An 18,441-nucleotide genomic window follows, 5' to 3' on the forward strand; every position below is an offset into this window, starting at 1 on the left:
CGATTGTTCAACAAATTAATTTCGTAAATAAAAAAACATGAACAACATGCTTGCGATAGCCGTTGGCAGACGCATTGCAAAAGTAAGGAAGGCGAAAAACCTTTCGCAGGACAAGCTCGCGATTCTCGCTAAAATAGATAGAAGTTATATCGGGCGTATTGAGCGTGGTGAAGTCAATATTACGCTTGAAAAATTATATAAAATTGCGGAGACTCTGGGCTGTGATCCTAAAGTGTTGTTACCTTAAATACTGTGACGTACCGTTGCTCGAACCTAGCCAGCGCCTCTGTAAATCATGATTTAAAGCAAGTAGTCTGATTTTCTAAACTACTTTTCCAAAACAGCTAACCCTTCAGCCTTAACTTGATACTGTTACCATTAGTGCTCAACTCTGAGCAACTATAATCAGTGCTCGTAATTCATCATGATGCATTAGGCGAAAAGTGTTTAATCTTTTGAAGGCTTTGTTGCGTAAAAGAATAATCCATTTCATCTGTGATTCCTCAAGCGGTAACAAGCCCATCAATGCCTTATCGCTTGGTAGATAGCTGGAATCACCGAAGAGTTTCGATCTGAATTTTGGCTCCTATTCTTGGTGAATTAACTATTAAGCAACAAAGCCTCTTTTGAACTGTCTGTCCCAAATACCGATTGCGATGATGCTAGGGCTGCGGCTTTGTTACGTAAATTGATGGAACTCAGTCTCGATTCTACGATCAGAGCAGTGACATTCACTTTCCACCGTAGCATCATGCCTAAACCTCGTTACAAAACCGACTGGAAACAGTGAAAATCATGGCTCACTCACCTTCTGGATTGATGAAGAAGCATATATTCTCAACGCCTTTACGAACTCTGCAAGGATTTATTGACTCTGTCTTTATGCTTTCCCAAGTTCCATTGAAGTCCCCACATTACCCCTGTATCAGTCGCCGAGCTAAGCAGGTGGAAATCTCGTTCAAGCCTAAAAACTTCTGAAGTGATAAGAAATTTAGCCATCAATGCCACTGGTCTCAAGATTTACGGTGAAGGTGGCGTCAAAACGCATGTCACGGACGGTAAACGCAGAGTTTGGCGAAAACTCCATATTGCCGTTGATACTGATACTCACGAAATTATCACTGCGGAATGGAATCTATCGAGCGTGACTGACGCAAAAGTGCCGCCAAATCTACTCACAAACACCAGAAAGATCGCTGAGATATAAGGTGATGGAGCTTATGACACCAAGGATTATATCGGGTGAAGCAGTTGCTAGGTGGAAAAGTAAGTCTGAGAAACTACAATGCTCAGGCTGGTGAGCCTTACCCCATAATCAAAGCGTTAAACAAGCTTACAGGGAGTGGTATGCCTGAAACTTCTCGTATTGACTAAGAAACACACAAAGTGGGACAAATTTATCTCTACAACGAATTACGCTACAAAGCCCTAGACTGCGTCAAACTAATAGTTGAAAGAATTTTTAGAAGGAGAAGTTCTGCTTGACGTTTTCTGTTTAATAGCTATCAAGCGATACGATTAAATTTAGATGGATGAAAATAGTCAGAAAGCTCAGAGGAAAACTAACCTTAACACAGAGTGGTGTAATGTGGTGTAATGTGGTGTACAGTTCACCTGTCAATTACCTGAGTTAAGTGCAAATGAAGAAAAAGTGTGATGCTAGGTTGTCTGTCTCCCTAGCTTATGAAGACTATCAAGAGTTAATCAAATTGTCAGAGGAAAAAGATGTATCTATTGCTTGGTTAGTCAGAAAGGCGGTAGATCACTACCTGAAAGAGCTAAAGAAAGAGAGTAAATCCAAATGAAAGTAGTTTCTCTATTCTCAGGAGCTGGTGGTCTTGATTTAGGATTTAAAAATGTAGGCTTCGATATAGTTTGGGCAAATGATTTTGATAAAGATGCTGTAGAAACTTATAGGCACAACATCGGTGAGCACATCATTCACGGCAGTATTACCGACATAGCAACCACAGATATTCCTTATTGTGATTTAGTTATTGGGGGTTTTCCATGCCAAGGTTTTTCTCAAGCCAACCGATTGCGTTTTGAGGATGATGATAGAAATAAACTTTATTTAGAGTTCCTTCGTGTCGTTAAGTATAAACAACCAAAATTTTTTGTAGCGGAAAATGTTCGAGGAATCCTAAGTTTAGCCAATGGCGAAGCGATCAAGAAAATTGAAAATGACTTTCAAGAAGCAGGTTATGTCGTCTCCAAAAAATTGTTTAATGTAGCTAATTACGGTGTTCCCCAGTCTAGGATGCGTGTATTTATCATTGGTGTACGTAAAGATATTCAGTGGGAATATAAGTATCCAGAGCAAACTCATGCCTCGCCTAAGAAGGCACAAAAAGAAGGTTATAAGCCATGGGTGTCGATAGGTGAAGCTTTGTCCCAAATCCCTGAACCAGAAAGTAATCATGAACTATTAAACCATGTTTACTCTCAGTACAAAGTAACTAACCGTAACTTTACAGGACATCGAAAAACCGACCCTGAAAAACCGTCTCCAACGATTTTAGCTCGTGGTAATGGTAAAGGTGGGGTTTGTGCTATTCAGCACCCCAATAACCACAGAAGAATGTCTATAAGAGAATCAGCTTTGATTCAAACTTTTCCTATAGATTTCGAGTTTTTTGGCAGCATGACCTCTTGCTATAGACAGGTTGGAAATGCTGTTCCTGTACATTTTGCACAATTGATTGCAAATGGCTTTAAAGATTACTTTGAGAATAAATGATGAGAGTTGTATCGTTATTTTGTGGTGCTGGAGGTCTTGACCTAGGCCTAAAACAAGCTGGATTAGATATTATCTGGGCTAATGACATTTATGCTGATGCAATTGAAACTTACTCAAAGAATATTGGTAGTCATGCTGTTTTAGCCGATATTTCTCAGGTTGACTCCAGCTCTATCCCCGATTGTGACGTGGTAGTTGGTGGATTCCCTTGCCAAGGATTCTCTGTAGCCAATATGAACAGAAAAGCTAATGACCCTCGTAACAAGCTTTACCTAGAAATGGTTCGAGTTATAAGAGACAAGAAGCCCAGATACTTTATTGCCGAAAATGTAAAAGGGATTTTATCCTTAGACAAGGGCAAAGTAATAGAAAAAATCAAAGAAGACTTCGCGGAGTTAGGATACGAGGTTGAGTACAAACTGCTGAACTGTGCGGATTATGGAGTACCTCAAACTCGTATGCGTGTGATCATCCTTGGAGTAAGGAAAGACACCAAACCAATAGTTACTTTTCCACCTACGCCTACACATACTAAAGATGGAGTATCATATCCTAAATGGATAACTATCGGAGAGGCTTTAGCTCACTTCCCCGAGCCAGAACAAGGAACACATATACCTAATCATGTATGTTCTGCATTCAAATTAAAATTTAACGGGCATTTGGGACATAGAACGATAGATCCTCATAAACCATCGCCTACAATTACTGGGCGTGGTGATGAAAAAGGAGGTGTTGTCGTACTACACCATCCAGGTAATCATCGCAGAATTACAGTTAGGGAAGCTGCTTGCATACAGTCTTTCCCTGATAACTTTGAGTTTTGTGGTAGTAAAACTTCAGGCTACAGACAAATTGCTAATGCGGTTCCCCCAAAACTTGGTTATGCCTTAGGTAAAATGTTACTAACCGAAGCTCAGGAAACCTCTATGTGCGAAGAATGTACCTAGTTAACTGTTATTTATACAGTTAAGTGTTAGTGTTAGCATCATCTCATAACAGAGGTGATGCTATGAATTACAATAAAATCATAAAACCATTTCCTGGTTATCGCTGGCAGTGGGCTAGTAATACACCTAGTGAATCCTTAAACAAACCAAATGTTTTTTTTGGTTGCCTTAGAGTTTTGTATGAAAATCAAGGTAAACCAACAAATGCTGACTCAGTATTTGACGGATTGAAACAAATCGATATTGACCTATCGGAAGAACTTAAATCTAAAGGTAAAAGTAAGCCTTTACGATTGGCTAGAACAGGTAAAAGAAACCTCTTTCGAAACTCGCAACAATACTGGAAAAATCTTGGTCTCTTAGTTTCTACATCTCAGGGTATCGAAATATCAAATTTAGCTCGAGAATATGTTGAGAGAAAATTATCTCGAGGAGAATTTGCTACCTACATAGTTAAAACTCTTGAATTACCTAATAGCCACGTTCACTCACAGGCTGAGATTGATGATTGGAAACGTCATGGTATTTCATTAAAGCCCTTAGAGCTTATACTTGAGATCACATACAAGTTGTATCTACGCAATCCTGATTTCGGTTACCTGACAACTGAAGAGCTATATACGGTGGTTATTCCCTTAGTAGGCGCATTGACTCCAAGCGAAAAAATCGTTGATGGTGTTCTGATTTTTAGAGAGCAACCTGAAGAGTTCTCAACCATCTGGAAAGCCAGAGAAAAAGATAATGACCACAGAATTATTAGAGAGTATCTACTTTTTTTACACTATTACGGATTTTTATCACTGAGAGAGTCAACATTATCAGGAAAAAAACTTTCGAATGAAAACCAACAGTTCTTTATCAATTCCACAGATGCAGCTTTCATTGCATCTTTACTAGGAAACTCTGTTGATTTTTCTTTAAGAGAACCATTTGAACAAGCTCATGACTTTGAGGAGCGAGTCCAAATCTCCGAACAAATCCGAAACAAAGTTAACGTAACTGTTACTGCTCGCCCATCACAAGCGAAATTCAGAAAGGCGGTGCTAGAAGCTGGTAATGCTGTGTGCCTACTTTCAAGAACAAGTGTCAAAGACGTATTGCAAGCATGCCATATAATTCAAGTCAAAGATAACGGTTCAGATGAGGTGTGGAACGGAATATTACTTCGGACTGATCTCCACACCCTGTATGATAAGGGACACTTTGTGATACATCCTGATGGAAGCATTACTAAATCTGACACTATCTTGGCAGATCCGACTTATAAAGAGTCAATCCCTGACAAAGTTGATTTGCCTCCATACATAAGTACTGATGCTTTAAGAATACGAATTAATTATGGAGCTTAGCTTAGTGGCAAAATGCAGTGGACAACAAAAAGGGCAACTAAATTATAGCATATTAAATACTTCTGATACTTAATTACATTAGCCAATGATACATGTATGCTTTTTCCATAGGCGAGTTAAGTTAGAAAAGTGTAACAGTGGAAGGACACTGTTACACTTTTCCTTCCTCGCCTTCTATCAATGCCTTATATGCAGTTTCTATCGCGGCTTTAAAATCAATATCACTAAGCATGTCACCTTTTCGGATTGTTGTTTTAGCGATTAAGAAACCCTCATCATCAAATTCAATTTTACTATTACCATTCAAGAAATAGCGAATGGCATCTGCATATTCTTCAATGCATTCTTCATTTAACTCTGAGGTACTGATACCTTGAGATGGTGATACAGCATCATCGATTAGCCCATTTTTACGATATATAAGTTTTTCACCTGTATCTTCAATAATAGGTAAGTCATGAATTTGCTTGAGCATATTTATTTGATTTCTTGCTGACCTCAACTCGTTATATAAAGTTTGAACCTTGAACTTAACAACATCACTACCAATGGTTGCAAAATCAGCATCTGTCATTGAAGTAAAGTCTACAGGTGAATAATCCGCAGATGCCTTACTTACTTTTTCCTTATCTATATCATGTGACCACGCATCGAATAAGACTCTGTATGGGTTGGGTTTTCCCCGAACGGTTTTGTTATAAATTGAGCTGGCACTCATTTTTATTCCAATAGCCTCTAATGCACCAACTACATTAGGCACGGTTAAATCCACATGATTCTTTTTAAAACCATAAATAATTTTATTCAACGCTTTTAGGCGTGTTTCAACATTTAAATTTGCATCTTTAAGAAGGCTCTTTAGAACGGTATCAACATCATGCTGCATGGCATACCTCCATCAAATTCTCTAATCTCAAAGCTGCAACTAGATACTTCCCTTCCTGTGCTTTGATGTCGTTTTCAATCAACTTTGCCGTTGCTGATATAGCCTGCTCCTTTTCCTCATGACTTAAGTTCCTTAGAAATATTGGTTGCTCACCAATGGCAACAAGTGCTTTATCAACAAACGTGTCACGTTTGAACTTCAAGTTTTTATCTCTTTCGAAATAGGGCAAATAAGACTCGGACTCTACCACCGCGTTCAAATGTTCAAAGTTAGTACAATCCTCAAAACCGATACTTTCAACGAAATCTTCGCTGGTATTAGTTAGATTCCTAACCGTTTCAAACAGTAAGTTCCCATAGTAAACCTCAGAAAGAATTAAATTCACATCTCCTGAGTTCATTTCCATACTATTCTCCGCTTTCTTAATCAACTTGTTCAGGCTAGCCCATTCATCTGAACGACCATTTGCTTTGAACTCACGCTTCCTCTGTTTTATAAGCTTCCTATAATCAGCTTGCAGAAGAATATAATCATCATTGAGTTCTTTCGCTTTATAAAGAAGAGAATTAACATGCGCCCAAATATTAATTAAGAATGGTCTACCACTGATTAGATATTTGCAATTCAAGCACTTCCCTACACCATTAAACTGTGCAGCATCTTCATCACGACCTTCATGACAAAGAGTCCCTGAGTTCGGGCATATTCCCAATGTATTAGAGTTCCAGCTACGTTCTTGAACCTCTCCCCAAGACGTTAGATAGATATCAGGGACGTAAGCAATCTGTCTCGCTTTCTCGATATCCGATGTCTTCAGCTCTTCTGTAAGCGCTAACTCCATCTTGCTGCTTATTTTAGCTTGAGCTTCAGTAATTCTGTCATTTATATAGCTCTTATCATATTTGGTATAACGGTATGTAGTTCTTACGTTGGCGTGGCCAGCGATTAACTTAGAAATGATCTGAATAGGCACACCAAACTCTTCGAGCCTTGTAATTCCTGTAACTCGTGTACAGTGCGGCGTTAGATAGCTGATGTAAGAGTTACCACCGCCAACATTATTTCTAAATTTTTCAAGTTTCTCTTGAGATATTACAGAGTAATCAGCTCCCTCAGCATCAAGACGGCACTGGATCTCCATCATCAATTGGTTCCACATCTTTGTAATCAACAGCTTAGTCGGTGGGAAATCTCTACTTTTTTCATCAGAATTCAAATTACACCTAAACAAATAGAAGCGTGAAGGTGTAATTTCTAAAACCGCAGCAGTTGGCTTGCCGCCTAGGATAGTTTGAGGTCTATCAAGATCTTTCATGGCAGCAGGAGATTTAACGGGATGATGTTTGTTCAAAAACTCTAACTGTCGTGAATATATAGTAAGTGCATCTTCATGATGCCAAGGAATCGTATACCCACTAACCTCACTGAAAGCTACACTTCTATCTGCTGTCTTATTCGTGTTGATGTACATGTAGGCTTGTCTAACTATTGGGGATCCATTTTCATCAATATTTTTACTCTGTATAGCTTCCCTTACTAAGCTAATGTCACGCTTAACAAACCCTCGGTCTTGATTAACTGAATATCTCGATTTCCAATAACCTGCATGACCACTGTCATTTGGTATCCATCGTAAACTGTCAAAGTCATAACGATAGTCGTCACCCTCACCACTATCTAACACTTGAGCCTGAATTATTCTTATCGGTAATAGAAAAACCAAAGCCAATAGATTATTCAAGGTTGGGTTAAATACACTATTACCTTCATCATCAATGAAATATTGATCTTTAAGCGTCTTTGCCCACTTATATTCCTCGTCAAGCAAGATATCAATGGCTAGTTGGTGGACTCGCATTGGTATCACCGCTTTAGGTGTTTCGTCTTTACTAGAACCAGTACTTTTCTTGAAAATCTTATCTCTCTGAATACGATCCCATTCATAATTATCAAATAGAGGTTCGAAACCATTCTCAGGATCAATGTTATATTCATTCATCGCCCAAAGCATCATATCTCGGATGTACATGGACTTCGCTCTAACAGTCGCTTTAACTTCATTCTCTAGATAGTGAAGAAAACGTTGAGAACCTCTACGTCCCTGAACTAAAAGCTCAGTTAGTTCATCGACTGTATGAATACACTCAATCCCCAGCACATTCTCAACATAATCAAGCAAGTTATAAAATGCTGAATTTTGCCCCTTCTGGGTCTTTAAAATAAGCGTATCAATGTAAGATTCATTAATCTTTACAAGAAGAGAATATGCAGCTAACTGCTCTTGACGGCCTAGAGATTTGACTTTTCCACGAGCAATACTTCTACCTTGAGGTTTAATAAGATCGTCAGGAACAATCTTCTCTAAAATACCTTTCGGAACTTCAGTTTCGTTAAACTCATAGATTGTTCTTAGAAAAGCAGTTATGCCGTAAAGATCCCTCCTTGTAAGGTTATTTGATTCATCGCCTCTGTTTCCTTTGAATAAATCATAATTACTCACGACCAAATCAAAAAGGTATTGAGCATCTTCTATTTTCAATTCCTTAATACGATATCGTTTGTAAAATAACGAATAGAGCCTAGCGAAGAGCCTTCCCTTTTGTCTTGGTGCAGAGTTGTCACCATAAGATGAATTGTGCTCATCAAATTCATCCACAAACTTTTGAACATCAGGACTAGACTTAGTAGCCAAAGCCGTTAAATATGAGGCTGACCAATTGAACTTGGCAAAGTTGTAGAATTCAGAGAAGCAAACTTTCCTGCGTAGCATCTCATCATGCAGTTTTTCTGAAAAAACATCTGGTAATGATGTAGCATTTAACACCAAGAAACACTCAATCAATTTCGTGTTGCTTAACTCTTTTACGCCCGTATCTTCGATGTATTTTAAGACAGTTGATTTTGTGATTTTCAATTTAGACCTACATACCTTTTAGAGACAATAGATATACACCTGCAACATTTTTCAAAGCTTCGTCGATTGCTCGTTTATTCGCTGACTTATATATTTCTTGTGACATAATACTTCTATGGTTCATCATATCTTGAAGTACTTTTGGAGGTACGCCAGCCTCCTCCAAAATTGATGCAAACCAATGTCTCATAGAGTGCGGCGCAATCCCGTTCTTTGCACCATACTCAACATAATATCCTAATTTTTGAAGTCTCTTACATGCTTGTTTAAATGCTTTTAAATAAGAGTTAATTGACATCGGCGCACCAAGATCATTCACATCTCCAGTTTTTATAAAAAAGAATGGATGCTCATATCCATACTTGGCTTTATACTCTCTCATACAGACTTCTCTTTGATGCATATACTGTTTGAACAATTTAACGAATAATATTTCAGCATCTTCATGAATTAATCTAATTGGTGTTGTGTAGTCTGGATCAAGAGCCAAGTCTTTCCACCCAGCATAATAAGAGTTAGAATTGTTCTCGTTATCTCTCGGTAATAGGCCTCGCTCCAAAAGATACTCTGCTCGACTTTTATTTTTATATGGAGGGATATCACAACTCGATTCTGATGGGTGATGAAGAGAGATTTCAAGCTTCCCCGAGCTAGGGTAAATATTGAAATCGTTGAACCATAAATGGAACGGCTCACTCTCTCTTAGCCCACCAAAAATCAAGAGCATTGTAATCATCTTAGCACCATTATTTTCTCTTCCATTTCGCAGTTTGAATCCTTCATTTAGAAGTGGCTCAATCAAATCCTCTGGAAACTGGGACACCTTGTTGGAGGTTGTGGTAGTACTCTTGGAAAACTTGAATATGTGATCTGTTGAAGTCGCCTGTAGCCTAGCAGCAACCTTATTAACGTCTGTAACGTGGCTCAGGAACGAGTTATTCTTAACTTGGCTAGCACGAAAGAAATACTCCTTATGTATCTTAGAAGGTGACTTAGGCAGGGTGCCATTCAATCCTATGTAGCGAGAGAAATCTAGAATGTAACCGACATTCCTTCTGACTGTTTTTGCGCTGCTTGGAGTCCAACCCAAACCAGAATCTCCAGATAATGAGCACTGAATAAAGCCCCTTATGGTGTCAGCAACATTGTTGTCATTCTTGTAGGCAGGAGCCTTCTCAACACAGAAGTCGTAGAATAAGCCAATTGCTCGGGCTACCTGACGTTGCCAAGACCCGCTGTTACTATTTGTCTCGAAGTAGCTAATTAACTCTCTAAATACGATTGGCTTCTCTGAGCCAAGAGGTTTGATGTAAAGGACGATAAAGTGATTCGTCACTCCACTCTTGAGCTTTATTTTCTGCTTTACCGTAACATGGTGAACAGGATGAGCGTAAGATTGCTTCCTGAACTTCATTCACCTAACCTCTCTTGCTTACAATGATTAACTATCTTCCATCTTCTTGTTGTAAGTTGTAAGGGATCAACACTTAAACTCACTTGAACAATAATACAGTTTAACTTATAGTTATCAAGACTATTGTTGGAAGTTGTTGTAAGTACATTATAGGTTATATACGAGCAGTCGACTCATAATCGATTGGTCCGCAGTTCAAATCTGCGAGGGGCCACCAAACACAAAAAAACCTGATGAATCTCATCAGGTTTTTTACTTTCGATATCAAGGTTTTTTGCCTAAAAACCTTTTGCTTTTTTTATCAAATCATAAGCACTTTGAATTTCCTGAGCCTTTTCTTTAGCAACATTCATCATCTCAGGTGGTAATCCTTTTGCCATCAACTTATCTGGGTGATGTTCATTCATTAGCTTTCTATGAGCACGCTTAACCGTTTTGGCATCCGCGCTGCTATCTATTCCTAGGAGTTTGTAGGCATCACTAAGCTGGTTAGCCGATGAGTTTTGTTGCCAACCGCTGCCAGAACCACGAGACTGTCCACCAGCAGAATGCCCACCAAAGCCTCCTCCTTGCTGAAAACGAAATGCTGCTTCCTGCATTTTTAAACGTTGTTCAAGCTGCTGGGATGAAAAGCCAAGACCTTGGGCGATTTTATGCAGCACAGTCCTTTCACTAGGATGTATATCCCCATCAGCAAATGCTGCTGAGATCTGTAGCTCTAAGAAAAACTGCATCAAATCAAATCTTTCACCGGCAGAGATACGCACACGCTCTAAAACTGTTTCTAAGGGGAAGTCACGCTCTTTACCTTCACGGAAAGCCTCTTGCGCAGCCCTGCGCTGCTCACCATGTAAGCTCATACGTTCCATCATTGTTGTCGCTAACTGTATTTCTTCCCGTGTAACCTGCCCCTTAGCTTTTGCTACGTGTCCCATAACGGCAAATGCAGACTTAAAAAATTCTGCCTGCCTCTCGCTTTGACTCGGACCAGAACCAAAGTCTGAACTAAAACCTGCCAGCTTTAAGCGACGAGCCTTATCAAACTGATGACCTAAGAATAAGCCGAAAATAGCACCAAATGGTCCTCCCATAAGAAAACCAAAAAAAGTACCCAGTATTTTGCCGAAAATATGCATTGTTTACTCTCAATCTCTGAATTTTTTCTTCATAAAGCAGTCTGATAGTGCCGTAAGCTTTAAATTCCTTTATTATAAGGACCGTTTAATTTTACATTCGGTCATCTATTCACCGGATATATCAAGTTCAACAGGATAGTCAAACTCGATGTCACGTTTTCCTCGCACCTTGTTAGCCAGTTCAATTAGCGCCGCTTTTCTTATATCTCAAGCTAATGCTGGAGACGCTGCGGCAACATCTTCACAAGAGATGCCCTTCATTGGTCAGTGTCAGACATTAGACCCTATTGACCAATGTGTGGTCAATAATGAAGAGTCTGAAAGTAAACAACAACCCGTTAATGTTGATGCTGACCACTTAGAGGCAATAAACGGTAACAAGGCAACATATTCAGGTAATGTTACCGTAGTTCAAGGCAACAAACGCATGAAGGCAGATAACGTCACCGTACACCAGGGAGACGATATCGTTGTTGCAGAAGGAAACGTTGTGTTTAGCGATGGACAGATCAAAACCATCTCAGACAAGGCTGTACACAATATTAGCTCTGAAGAAGTCACTCTAGAAAACACTAGCTATAAGTTTCTGTGTGAACCAGGGCGTGGTGAGGCTGTATACGTTGCTAAAACAGGCAAAGCAGTATATGAAGTGGAAGATGGTACCATTACTTCATGTCCTGAGGGAGACAGCTCTTGGCGCATGCGAGCTTCAAGCATCGACATCGACCAAAACGAAGAAGAAGCGACATTTTATAACCCTCGCTTTGAGATCCAAAACGTACCTGTTTTTTATCTACCATTCCTAACTGTTCCAATTGGCGATACTCGTAAAACGGGATTTCTCTATCCGACCGCTTCCTATGGTTCGAGCGACGGCTTCGAAATGGAAGTGCCTATATACTGGAACTTGGCACCAGACTACGACTTGCAGACAACCATTAAATCGATGCAAAATCGCGGTACCCAATTAAATAGTGAATTCCGCTATCTATCCGATTTAGGCTACAGCACACTTAAATCTGAATATCTACCTGATGATAAGAAATACCCAGAACAAGGTGATCGCTGGGGTATCCAATGGCAACATTCTGGTATCTATAATGAAAATTGGAAACTAGGGGTTGATTATTCAAAAGTGAGTGATATCCGATATTTTGCAGACACTGGATCCAGTTTGGGCAATCAATCTGACGGGCAGTTGATTCAAGAAGCGGTTGTAACTTACCGTTCTACAAGCTGGGATGCCTCCATTTTGAGTCGAGATTTTCAGCTTTTAACGGAAAGCGATAACACCCCGTACCGCTTGTTGCCACAGCTTAGCTTTAACTCCTACGCTCCAGAGGTGATGCGTTATCTTGATTTAGACTTTAAAAGCCACATATCCAAATTTGATACCGATAACCCTGAAAAACCATCCGCTACTCGAGTACATATAGAGCCTGGCATAAAAGTTCCTGTCGCCTCCTCTTGGGGTAATTGGACAACAGAGGCTCGTTTACTTGGAACATATTACCAGCAGGACTTAAGTGGTTTGGATCTAGCCGAGCTGTCTAGCGAGGGGTATAACTTAAAAGAGTCAACTTCGCGGGTAATTCCTGAGTTTAGAACACATGCAGGCATTACTCTTGAACGTGATACCGTTATTTTTGATAACTACACACAGACTTTAGAGCCACAAGTCCAGTACTTATATGTCCCAGAAAAAGACCAAAGCGAAATTTACTTATACGACACTACTCTTCTGCAAACCGACTATTACGGTCTTTTTCGAAGCCGGAAGTATAGCGGTGTCGATCGTATCGCTGCTGCAAATCAATTCAGCTATGGTGCCTCCACGCGATTTTTTGATAATCAGTATAAAGAAAGACTGAACATCTCCTTTGGACAAATTTTCTACCTTGATAAAGACACCAAAAATTCTACCTTGAGTAACGAAGATACTAAGTCCAACTACTCGGCTTGGGCCGTTGAAATGGACTTTAACTACGACGATTACTTATTTTATCATGGTGGGATACAATATGACGTCGACACCAGCGATTTACAATTGGCCAATAGTACTCTTGAGTATCGCTTTGATAAAGGTTTTATCCAAGGTAACTACCGCTACGTTACCCGAGAGTATATAGAGAACACTCTAGATAGCATCGATGACCTAGATTCAATAACAGAAAATGGAATATCTCAAGCTGGTTTACTTGCTAGCTACCAACTAACCAGAAAATGGACTGCTAGCGGGCAATACTTTTACGACCTCACCACCAGCAATGCCCTAGAATGGTTAGCTGGAGTAAACTATCGGTCAGATTGCTGGTACATTGGTTTTAGCTATAGTAATCAGCTCAAAGACTGGAGCCCTAATTTTTCAAGTTATCCAAACTCTACGCCAACTTATGAGAACAACTTTAGTTTCAATTTTGGCATCATTGGGTTTGGTACTAGCATAGGCTCAAACTCAGGCGAATTGAGCGAAAATAGTGCCAATAACTCTCTTGGCTATGGCCGCCCATTTTTCCTAAACAACTAATTTAAAAGCCTGAGTTCTAAAGACACAGGTGAGACTATTACAGGTAATTGAATGAAACTTTGGAACAAAATCTTACTTGGGCTTTTTGTTGCTAGCCAGCTGACAACGGCACAAGCCACACCTTCAGAACTTGATGGTGTAGCTGTTATTGTCAACACTGGGGTTGTACTACAAAGCGATATTGAAACATCATTAAAAACTATTCGTGCAAATGCCAAAGACAATCAACAAGCTTTACCCGATGATGCGACACTGCGAGAACAAGTGACAGAAAAATTGATTGTAGACACTATACAGCAGCAGGAAGCAGATAGGATTGGCGTACGCATTGATGACAATAGACTAAACAAAGCTATTGAAGATATTGCAAAGAATAACAAACAATCTCTTGAAGAACTCAAGTCTTCTTTAACTAAAGAAGGACTAAATTACGTTCAATTTAGAGAGCAAGTTAGAAAGGAAATAGCAGCGAGTGAGGCGCGTAATGCATTAGTTCGTCGCCGGATCAATATATTACCAGCCGAAGTAGATAATTTAGCTGATATCTTAGCCAAAGAAACTAACGCGACAGTGCAGTACAAAGTCGGACATATTCAGCTAAAAGTTAACGATGATAGCAATAAAGCTGAGATGGAAGCGCAAGCCAATCAAATCGTAAAAAAGCTAAACGAAGGCGCAGATTTCAAAACCATGGCATACACATACTCTAAAGGTCCTAAAGCTTTGCAAGGCGGTGATTGGGGCTGGATGAGAAAAGAAGAAATGCCGACTATCTTCGCAGATCACATCAAACTGCAAAACAAAGGCAGCATAATCGGCCCCTTTCGCAGCGGTGTAGGCTTTCATATCTTAAAGATTGAAGATGTCAAAGGTCTAGAAACCGTCGCAGTCACTGAAGTGAAAGCTCGACATATCCTTATCAAACCAACCGTAATTCTAAGTGATGAAGGTGTAAAAAGAGAACTACTAGAGATAACTCGTAAGATTGAATCTGGTGAGTCCACCTTTGGAGAAATGGCTCAGCAGTACAGTCAAGATCCTGGCTCTGCAGCTCAACAAGGTGAATTGGGTTACCAAACCTCTGATATCTATGTTCCAGAGTTCAAGCATCAGGTAGATTCACTTCGTATCGGACAGATCAGTGAACCATTTAAAACTGTACACGGCTGGCATATTCTTGAAGTGATGGATAGAAGAGAAGTCGACCGTACCGATTCCGCTTTGAAGAACAAAGCATATAGGATTATCTTTAACCGTAAATTCAACGAAGAAGCAAGCGCTTGGTTACAAGAAATCCGAGCTAGCGCTTTTGTAGAAATCGTCAAGGATAATCGAGATGACAACTAGACGAGTTATAGTTACCGCAGGTGAACCTGCTGGTATAGGACCAGACCTCACTATTTCTCTCGCTCAAAAAGACTGGCCACACCAAGTGGTTATATGTGCAGACAAAAATATGCTAATGCAGCGAGCGAAGCTGCTAAATGTGAAGATGGAGCTTATTGATTATGACTCATCGACACTGCCAGTTCCTCAAAAAGCAGGAACCTTAATCGTCGAGCATGTCCCGTTAGTCTCTCCAGCAGTACCCGGCCAACTAGACTCTAGTAACAGTCATTACGTATTAGAGACCTTAAAACGCGCTTCTCAGGGCTGCCTAAATGGCGAGTTTGACGCCTTAGTCACAGGCCCTGTACACAAAGGCATTATTAATCACTCTGGAGTCCCTTTTAGTGGGCACACAGAATACTTGGCTGAAATGTCAAACACTCCTTTGGTTGTTATGATGCTGGCCACTGAAGGTCTAAAAGTTGCGTTGGTAACCACTCATATCCCACTATCTGCGGTTTCGCAAGCAATTACCGCGGATCGCTTACGTAATGTTATCCGCATTCTTCACCAAGATTTGATCAGTAAATTCTCCATTTCGTCACCCAAGATATATGTCTGTGGGCTCAATCCACACGCAGGTGAAGATGGTTGTTTGGGCACTGAAGAAATAGATACCATAACTCCGGTACTTGATGACCTCCGAGTAAAGGAAGGTATCTCTCTAACTGACCCACTCCCCGCGGATACAATATTTAGCCCCAAATATCTTGATGATGCGGATGTCATACTAGGAATGTATCACGATCAAGTTCTGCCCGTGTTAAAATATAAAGGATTTGGTAAGTCCGTGAATATCACCTTAGGCTTACCTTTTATTAGGACATCCGTTGATCACGGTACAGCGATAGAACTGGCTGGAACAGGCAAAGCTGATACAGGAAGTTTTGCAACGGCACTGACTCAAGCAATAGAGCTGGTCGAAAATAAAATAAGTTAACTTGAGAAAAATATGAGAAACGATGTCCATTTAGGACACAAAGCAAGAAAGCGCTTTGGTCAAAATTTTTTAAACGACCCATATATCATTGATGGAATCGTATCTGCAATCAACCCTAAACCAGGGCAAAACTTAGTTGAAATTGGCCCAGGTTTGGGGGCGATTACCGAACCTGTAGGTCGCGAAGTCGACCGATTTACAGTAATTGAACTTGATCGGGATCTTGCTGAGCGATTGAGACAGCACCCAGATCTTGCAGATAAACTGACTATACATGAAGGCGACGCAATGCGATTCGACTTCACACAGCTTGTAAAACCCAATAACAGGCTACGCATTTTTGGCAACCTGCCTTATAACATTTCCACTCCCTTAATGTTCCACCTGTTTGAATATCACAAAGATATTCAAGATATGCACTTTATGCTGCAAAAAGAAGTAGTGAATAGGCTAGCAGCAGGTCCTGGAACAAAAGCGTATGGTCGTTTGACAGTAATGGCCCAATATTACTGTAAGGTTGTGCCCGTACTAGAAGTTCCCCCGACCGCTTTTGTCCCACCACCTAAAGTTGATTCCGCTGTGGTTCGCCTCGTTCCGTATGAGACAATCCCATACCCAGCCACTAATCTTAGTTGGTTAGATAGGGTATGTAGGGAAGGCTTCAATCAGCGACGTAAAACAGTAAGAAACTGCTATAAGTCATTGGTAAGTTCAGATGTATTAGAGGAGCTTGGTATCAACCCAAGCATGCGCCCAGAAAACTTAACTCTAGAACAATTTGTTGATCTAGCTAATTGGTTAGACGCAAATCCGAGATAACACTCATATAATTAGAGTTGTAACTATTAGCTAGGCAACTCTAATTTTTGACTGATACGCAGGAGTCCCAATGGAAGCTACCCCTTGTATTAAAGTCCAAGTTCACACCAAATATATATCAGAGCAGTCTCAGCCAGATGAGAAGCATTATGTCTTCGCTTATGTCATCACAATAAAGAACTTAAGTAACCAAACTGTTCAACTTATTAGCCGTCGATGGCTCATTACCGATGCTAACGGAAAGCAAATGACTATCGAAGGTGATGGCGTAGTCGGCCAACAGCCCTTTATTTCAGGTAACGATGAATACACATACAGTAGCGGAACCGCCATTGAAACACCTGTTGGTGTTATGCAAGGTCAGTACATTTTACTGGATGAGAAAGGTAAAGAATTCATCACCGAAATCGAACCATTTCGGTTAGCACTACCTAACATTCTTAACTAATTACAAAATAGGATTGGTTGTGTCCAATTACATTGTCGGTGATATTCAAGGTTGTTTTGATGAGCTTCAATTGCTACTCAAACAAGTCAAATTTAACGCGAATAATGATGTACTTTGGGTGGCAGGAGACCTAGTTGCAAGAGGTCCCAAGTCATTAGAAACACTGCGTTTTATAAAGAATTTGGGAAGCAGTGCCAAAGTTGTTTTAGGTAATCATGATTTGCACCTCCTTGCCGTATCTCTCGGCATTCACCAGCCAAAAAAGAAAGACAATACAGGTGAAATTCTCAACTCAAAGGATCGCGATGAGTTATTAAACTGGCTACGCCAACAACCTCTTCTTGCAGAGCACGAGGAGTTTATTGTCTGTCATGCCGGGATCACTCCTCAATGGACTTTATCTACTGCAAAAAAGTGCGCAAAAGAGGTAGAGGCTATATTAAAAAGCGACCGATGGCCTTGGCTTATTGAAAACATGTATAACAACACACCCAACCTATGGTGTAACACACTGGAAGGTATCGAGAGATACCGCTTTATCATTAACGCTTTCACTAGAATGAGATATTGCTTTCCAGATGCTAGTTTGGATATGGAGTGCAAACGCCCCCCTAAAGATTTGATCGGAAGTAATTTGCAGCCTTGGTTCGAACTCAAACGACAAAAGAAGCTCAAGAAAACCATCCTTTTCGGCCATTGGGCAGCGCTTGAAGGCTATAAGGGAAAAAAAGTCATAGGTTTAGATACTGGGTGTGTATGGGGAGGAAGCCTGACTATGATCCGCTGGGAAGATAAGCAGTACTATTCTCAAGAAAGCATTTCTTAATCAAGGCTAGCTAATAAGAAATCGCAAAAGAGTGATTGATATAGAAATAAGAAAACCCCAGCATTGCTGCTGGGGTTTAGAAGAAGAGTGGCGGAGCGGACGG

General features: G+C 40.2%; 16 protein-coding genes and 1 pseudogene. 12 read left to right on the forward strand and 5 right to left on the reverse strand.

Translation table 11 applies throughout. The features are described from left to right. Positions 1-37 precede the first annotated feature (37 nt). Positions 38-247, forward strand: a complete 210-nt coding sequence (locus AAFM34_RS08805) for a helix-turn-helix transcriptional regulator (RefSeq protein ID WP_341662001.1) — start codon at positions 38-40, stop codon at positions 245-247. 353 nt (positions 248-600) lie between these two features. Here the strand turns inward: AAFM34_RS08805 and AAFM34_RS08810 are convergent, their stop codons facing one another. Next, positions 601-753: a hypothetical protein gene (locus AAFM34_RS08810; protein ID WP_341662003.1), complete on the reverse strand. Its 153-nt coding sequence runs from the start codon at positions 751-753 to the stop codon at positions 601-603. Here AAFM34_RS08810 and AAFM34_RS08815 point away from each other — a divergent pair. From AAFM34_RS08815 to AAFM34_RS08835, 5 genes and pseudogenes are all read left to right on the forward strand, one after another. Beyond that, positions 752-1,374: pseudogene (locus AAFM34_RS08815) on the forward strand (transposase). The gene AAFM34_RS08810 and the pseudogene AAFM34_RS08815 overlap by 2 nt on opposite strands. A gap of 266 nt (positions 1,375-1,640) precedes the next feature. After that, on the forward strand, positions 1,641-1,805 hold the full coding sequence (locus tag AAFM34_RS08820; protein WP_113605316.1) for a ribbon-helix-helix domain-containing protein: 165 nt from the start codon (positions 1,641-1,643) through the stop codon (positions 1,803-1,805). After that, positions 1,802-2,740 (forward strand): DNA cytosine methyltransferase, encoded by a 939-nt coding sequence (locus AAFM34_RS08825; RefSeq protein WP_113605315.1) that lies wholly within the window; start codon positions 1,802-1,804, stop codon positions 2,738-2,740. Before AAFM34_RS08820 ends, AAFM34_RS08825 begins: the two co-directional genes overlap by 4 nt. After that, the gene (locus AAFM34_RS08830) at positions 2,737-3,690 is read left to right on the forward strand and encodes a DNA cytosine methyltransferase (protein WP_220125357.1); all 954 of its coding nucleotides are present in this window, start codon (positions 2,737-2,739) and stop codon (positions 3,688-3,690) included. Before AAFM34_RS08825 ends, AAFM34_RS08830 begins: the two co-directional genes overlap by 4 nt. A 62-nt stretch (positions 3,691-3,752) precedes the next feature. Further along, positions 3,753-5,039: an HNH endonuclease signature motif containing protein gene (locus AAFM34_RS08835; RefSeq protein ID WP_341662009.1), complete on the forward strand. Its 1,287-nt coding sequence runs from the start codon at positions 3,753-3,755 to the stop codon at positions 5,037-5,039. Positions 5,040-5,190: 151 nt separating this feature from the next. Here the strand turns inward: AAFM34_RS08835 and AAFM34_RS08840 are convergent, their stop codons facing one another. The 4 genes from AAFM34_RS08840 to djlA all read right to left on the reverse strand — a co-directional run bounded on the left by AAFM34_RS08840 (position 5,191) and on the right by djlA (position 11,389). Next, a complete protein-coding gene (locus AAFM34_RS08840; RefSeq protein WP_113605242.1) occupies positions 5,191-5,925 on the reverse strand; it encodes a hypothetical protein in 735 nt (244 codons plus the stop codon). Beyond that, positions 5,915-8,839, reverse strand: coding sequence for a VPA1269 family protein (locus AAFM34_RS08845; protein ID WP_341662011.1), 2,925 nt, complete (start codon positions 8,837-8,839; stop codon positions 5,915-5,917). The genes AAFM34_RS08840 and AAFM34_RS08845 overlap by 11 nt, the downstream gene beginning before the upstream one ends. 7 nt (positions 8,840-8,846) lie before the next feature. Further along, a complete protein-coding gene (locus tag AAFM34_RS08850) occupies positions 8,847-10,253 on the reverse strand; it encodes a site-specific integrase (RefSeq protein WP_341662013.1) in 1,407 nt (468 codons plus the stop codon). 278 nt (positions 10,254-10,531) lie between these two features. Continuing rightward, on the reverse strand, positions 10,532-11,389 hold the full coding sequence (gene djlA, locus AAFM34_RS08855) for a co-chaperone DjlA (RefSeq protein WP_341662015.1): 858 nt from the start codon (positions 11,387-11,389) through the stop codon (positions 10,532-10,534). Positions 11,390-11,537: 148 nt separating this feature from the next. Between djlA and lptD the strand changes: the two genes are divergently transcribed. From lptD to AAFM34_RS08885, 6 genes are all read left to right on the forward strand, one after another. After that, the gene (gene lptD / locus AAFM34_RS08860) at positions 11,538-13,916 is read left to right on the forward strand and encodes an LPS assembly protein LptD (protein ID WP_341662017.1); all 2,379 of its coding nucleotides are present in this window, start codon (positions 11,538-11,540) and stop codon (positions 13,914-13,916) included. Positions 13,917-13,967: 51 nt separating this feature from the next. Continuing rightward, positions 13,968-15,263, forward strand: coding sequence for a peptidylprolyl isomerase SurA (surA, locus tag AAFM34_RS08865; RefSeq protein ID WP_341662019.1), 1,296 nt, complete (start codon positions 13,968-13,970; stop codon positions 15,261-15,263). Beyond that, complete coding sequence (gene pdxA / locus AAFM34_RS08870; RefSeq protein ID WP_341662021.1) at positions 15,253-16,245, forward strand: 4-hydroxythreonine-4-phosphate dehydrogenase PdxA; 993 nt, start codon at positions 15,253-15,255, stop codon at positions 16,243-16,245. The genes surA and pdxA overlap by 11 nt, the downstream gene beginning before the upstream one ends. Before the next feature lie 12 nt (positions 16,246-16,257). Continuing rightward, positions 16,258-17,064 carry a 16S rRNA (adenine(1518)-N(6)/adenine(1519)-N(6))-dimethyltransferase RsmA gene (rsmA, locus tag AAFM34_RS08875; RefSeq protein WP_341662023.1) on the forward strand — a complete coding sequence of 269 codons (807 nt, stop codon included), beginning with the start codon at positions 16,258-16,260 and terminating at the stop codon, positions 17,062-17,064. 70 nt (positions 17,065-17,134) lie between these two features. Then, positions 17,135-17,512, forward strand: a complete 378-nt coding sequence (gene apaG, locus AAFM34_RS08880) for a Co2+/Mg2+ efflux protein ApaG (protein WP_152431280.1) — start codon at positions 17,135-17,137, stop codon at positions 17,510-17,512. 19 nt (positions 17,513-17,531) lie between these two features. Beyond that, on the forward strand, positions 17,532-18,338 hold the full coding sequence (locus AAFM34_RS08885; protein WP_341662025.1) for a symmetrical bis(5'-nucleosyl)-tetraphosphatase: 807 nt from the start codon (positions 17,532-17,534) through the stop codon (positions 18,336-18,338). Positions 18,339-18,441: the final 103 nt, after the last annotated feature.

This window comes from Vibrio sp. (assembly GCF_038138445.1).
GTDB lineage: Bacteria > Pseudomonadota > Gammaproteobacteria > Enterobacterales > Vibrionaceae > Vibrio.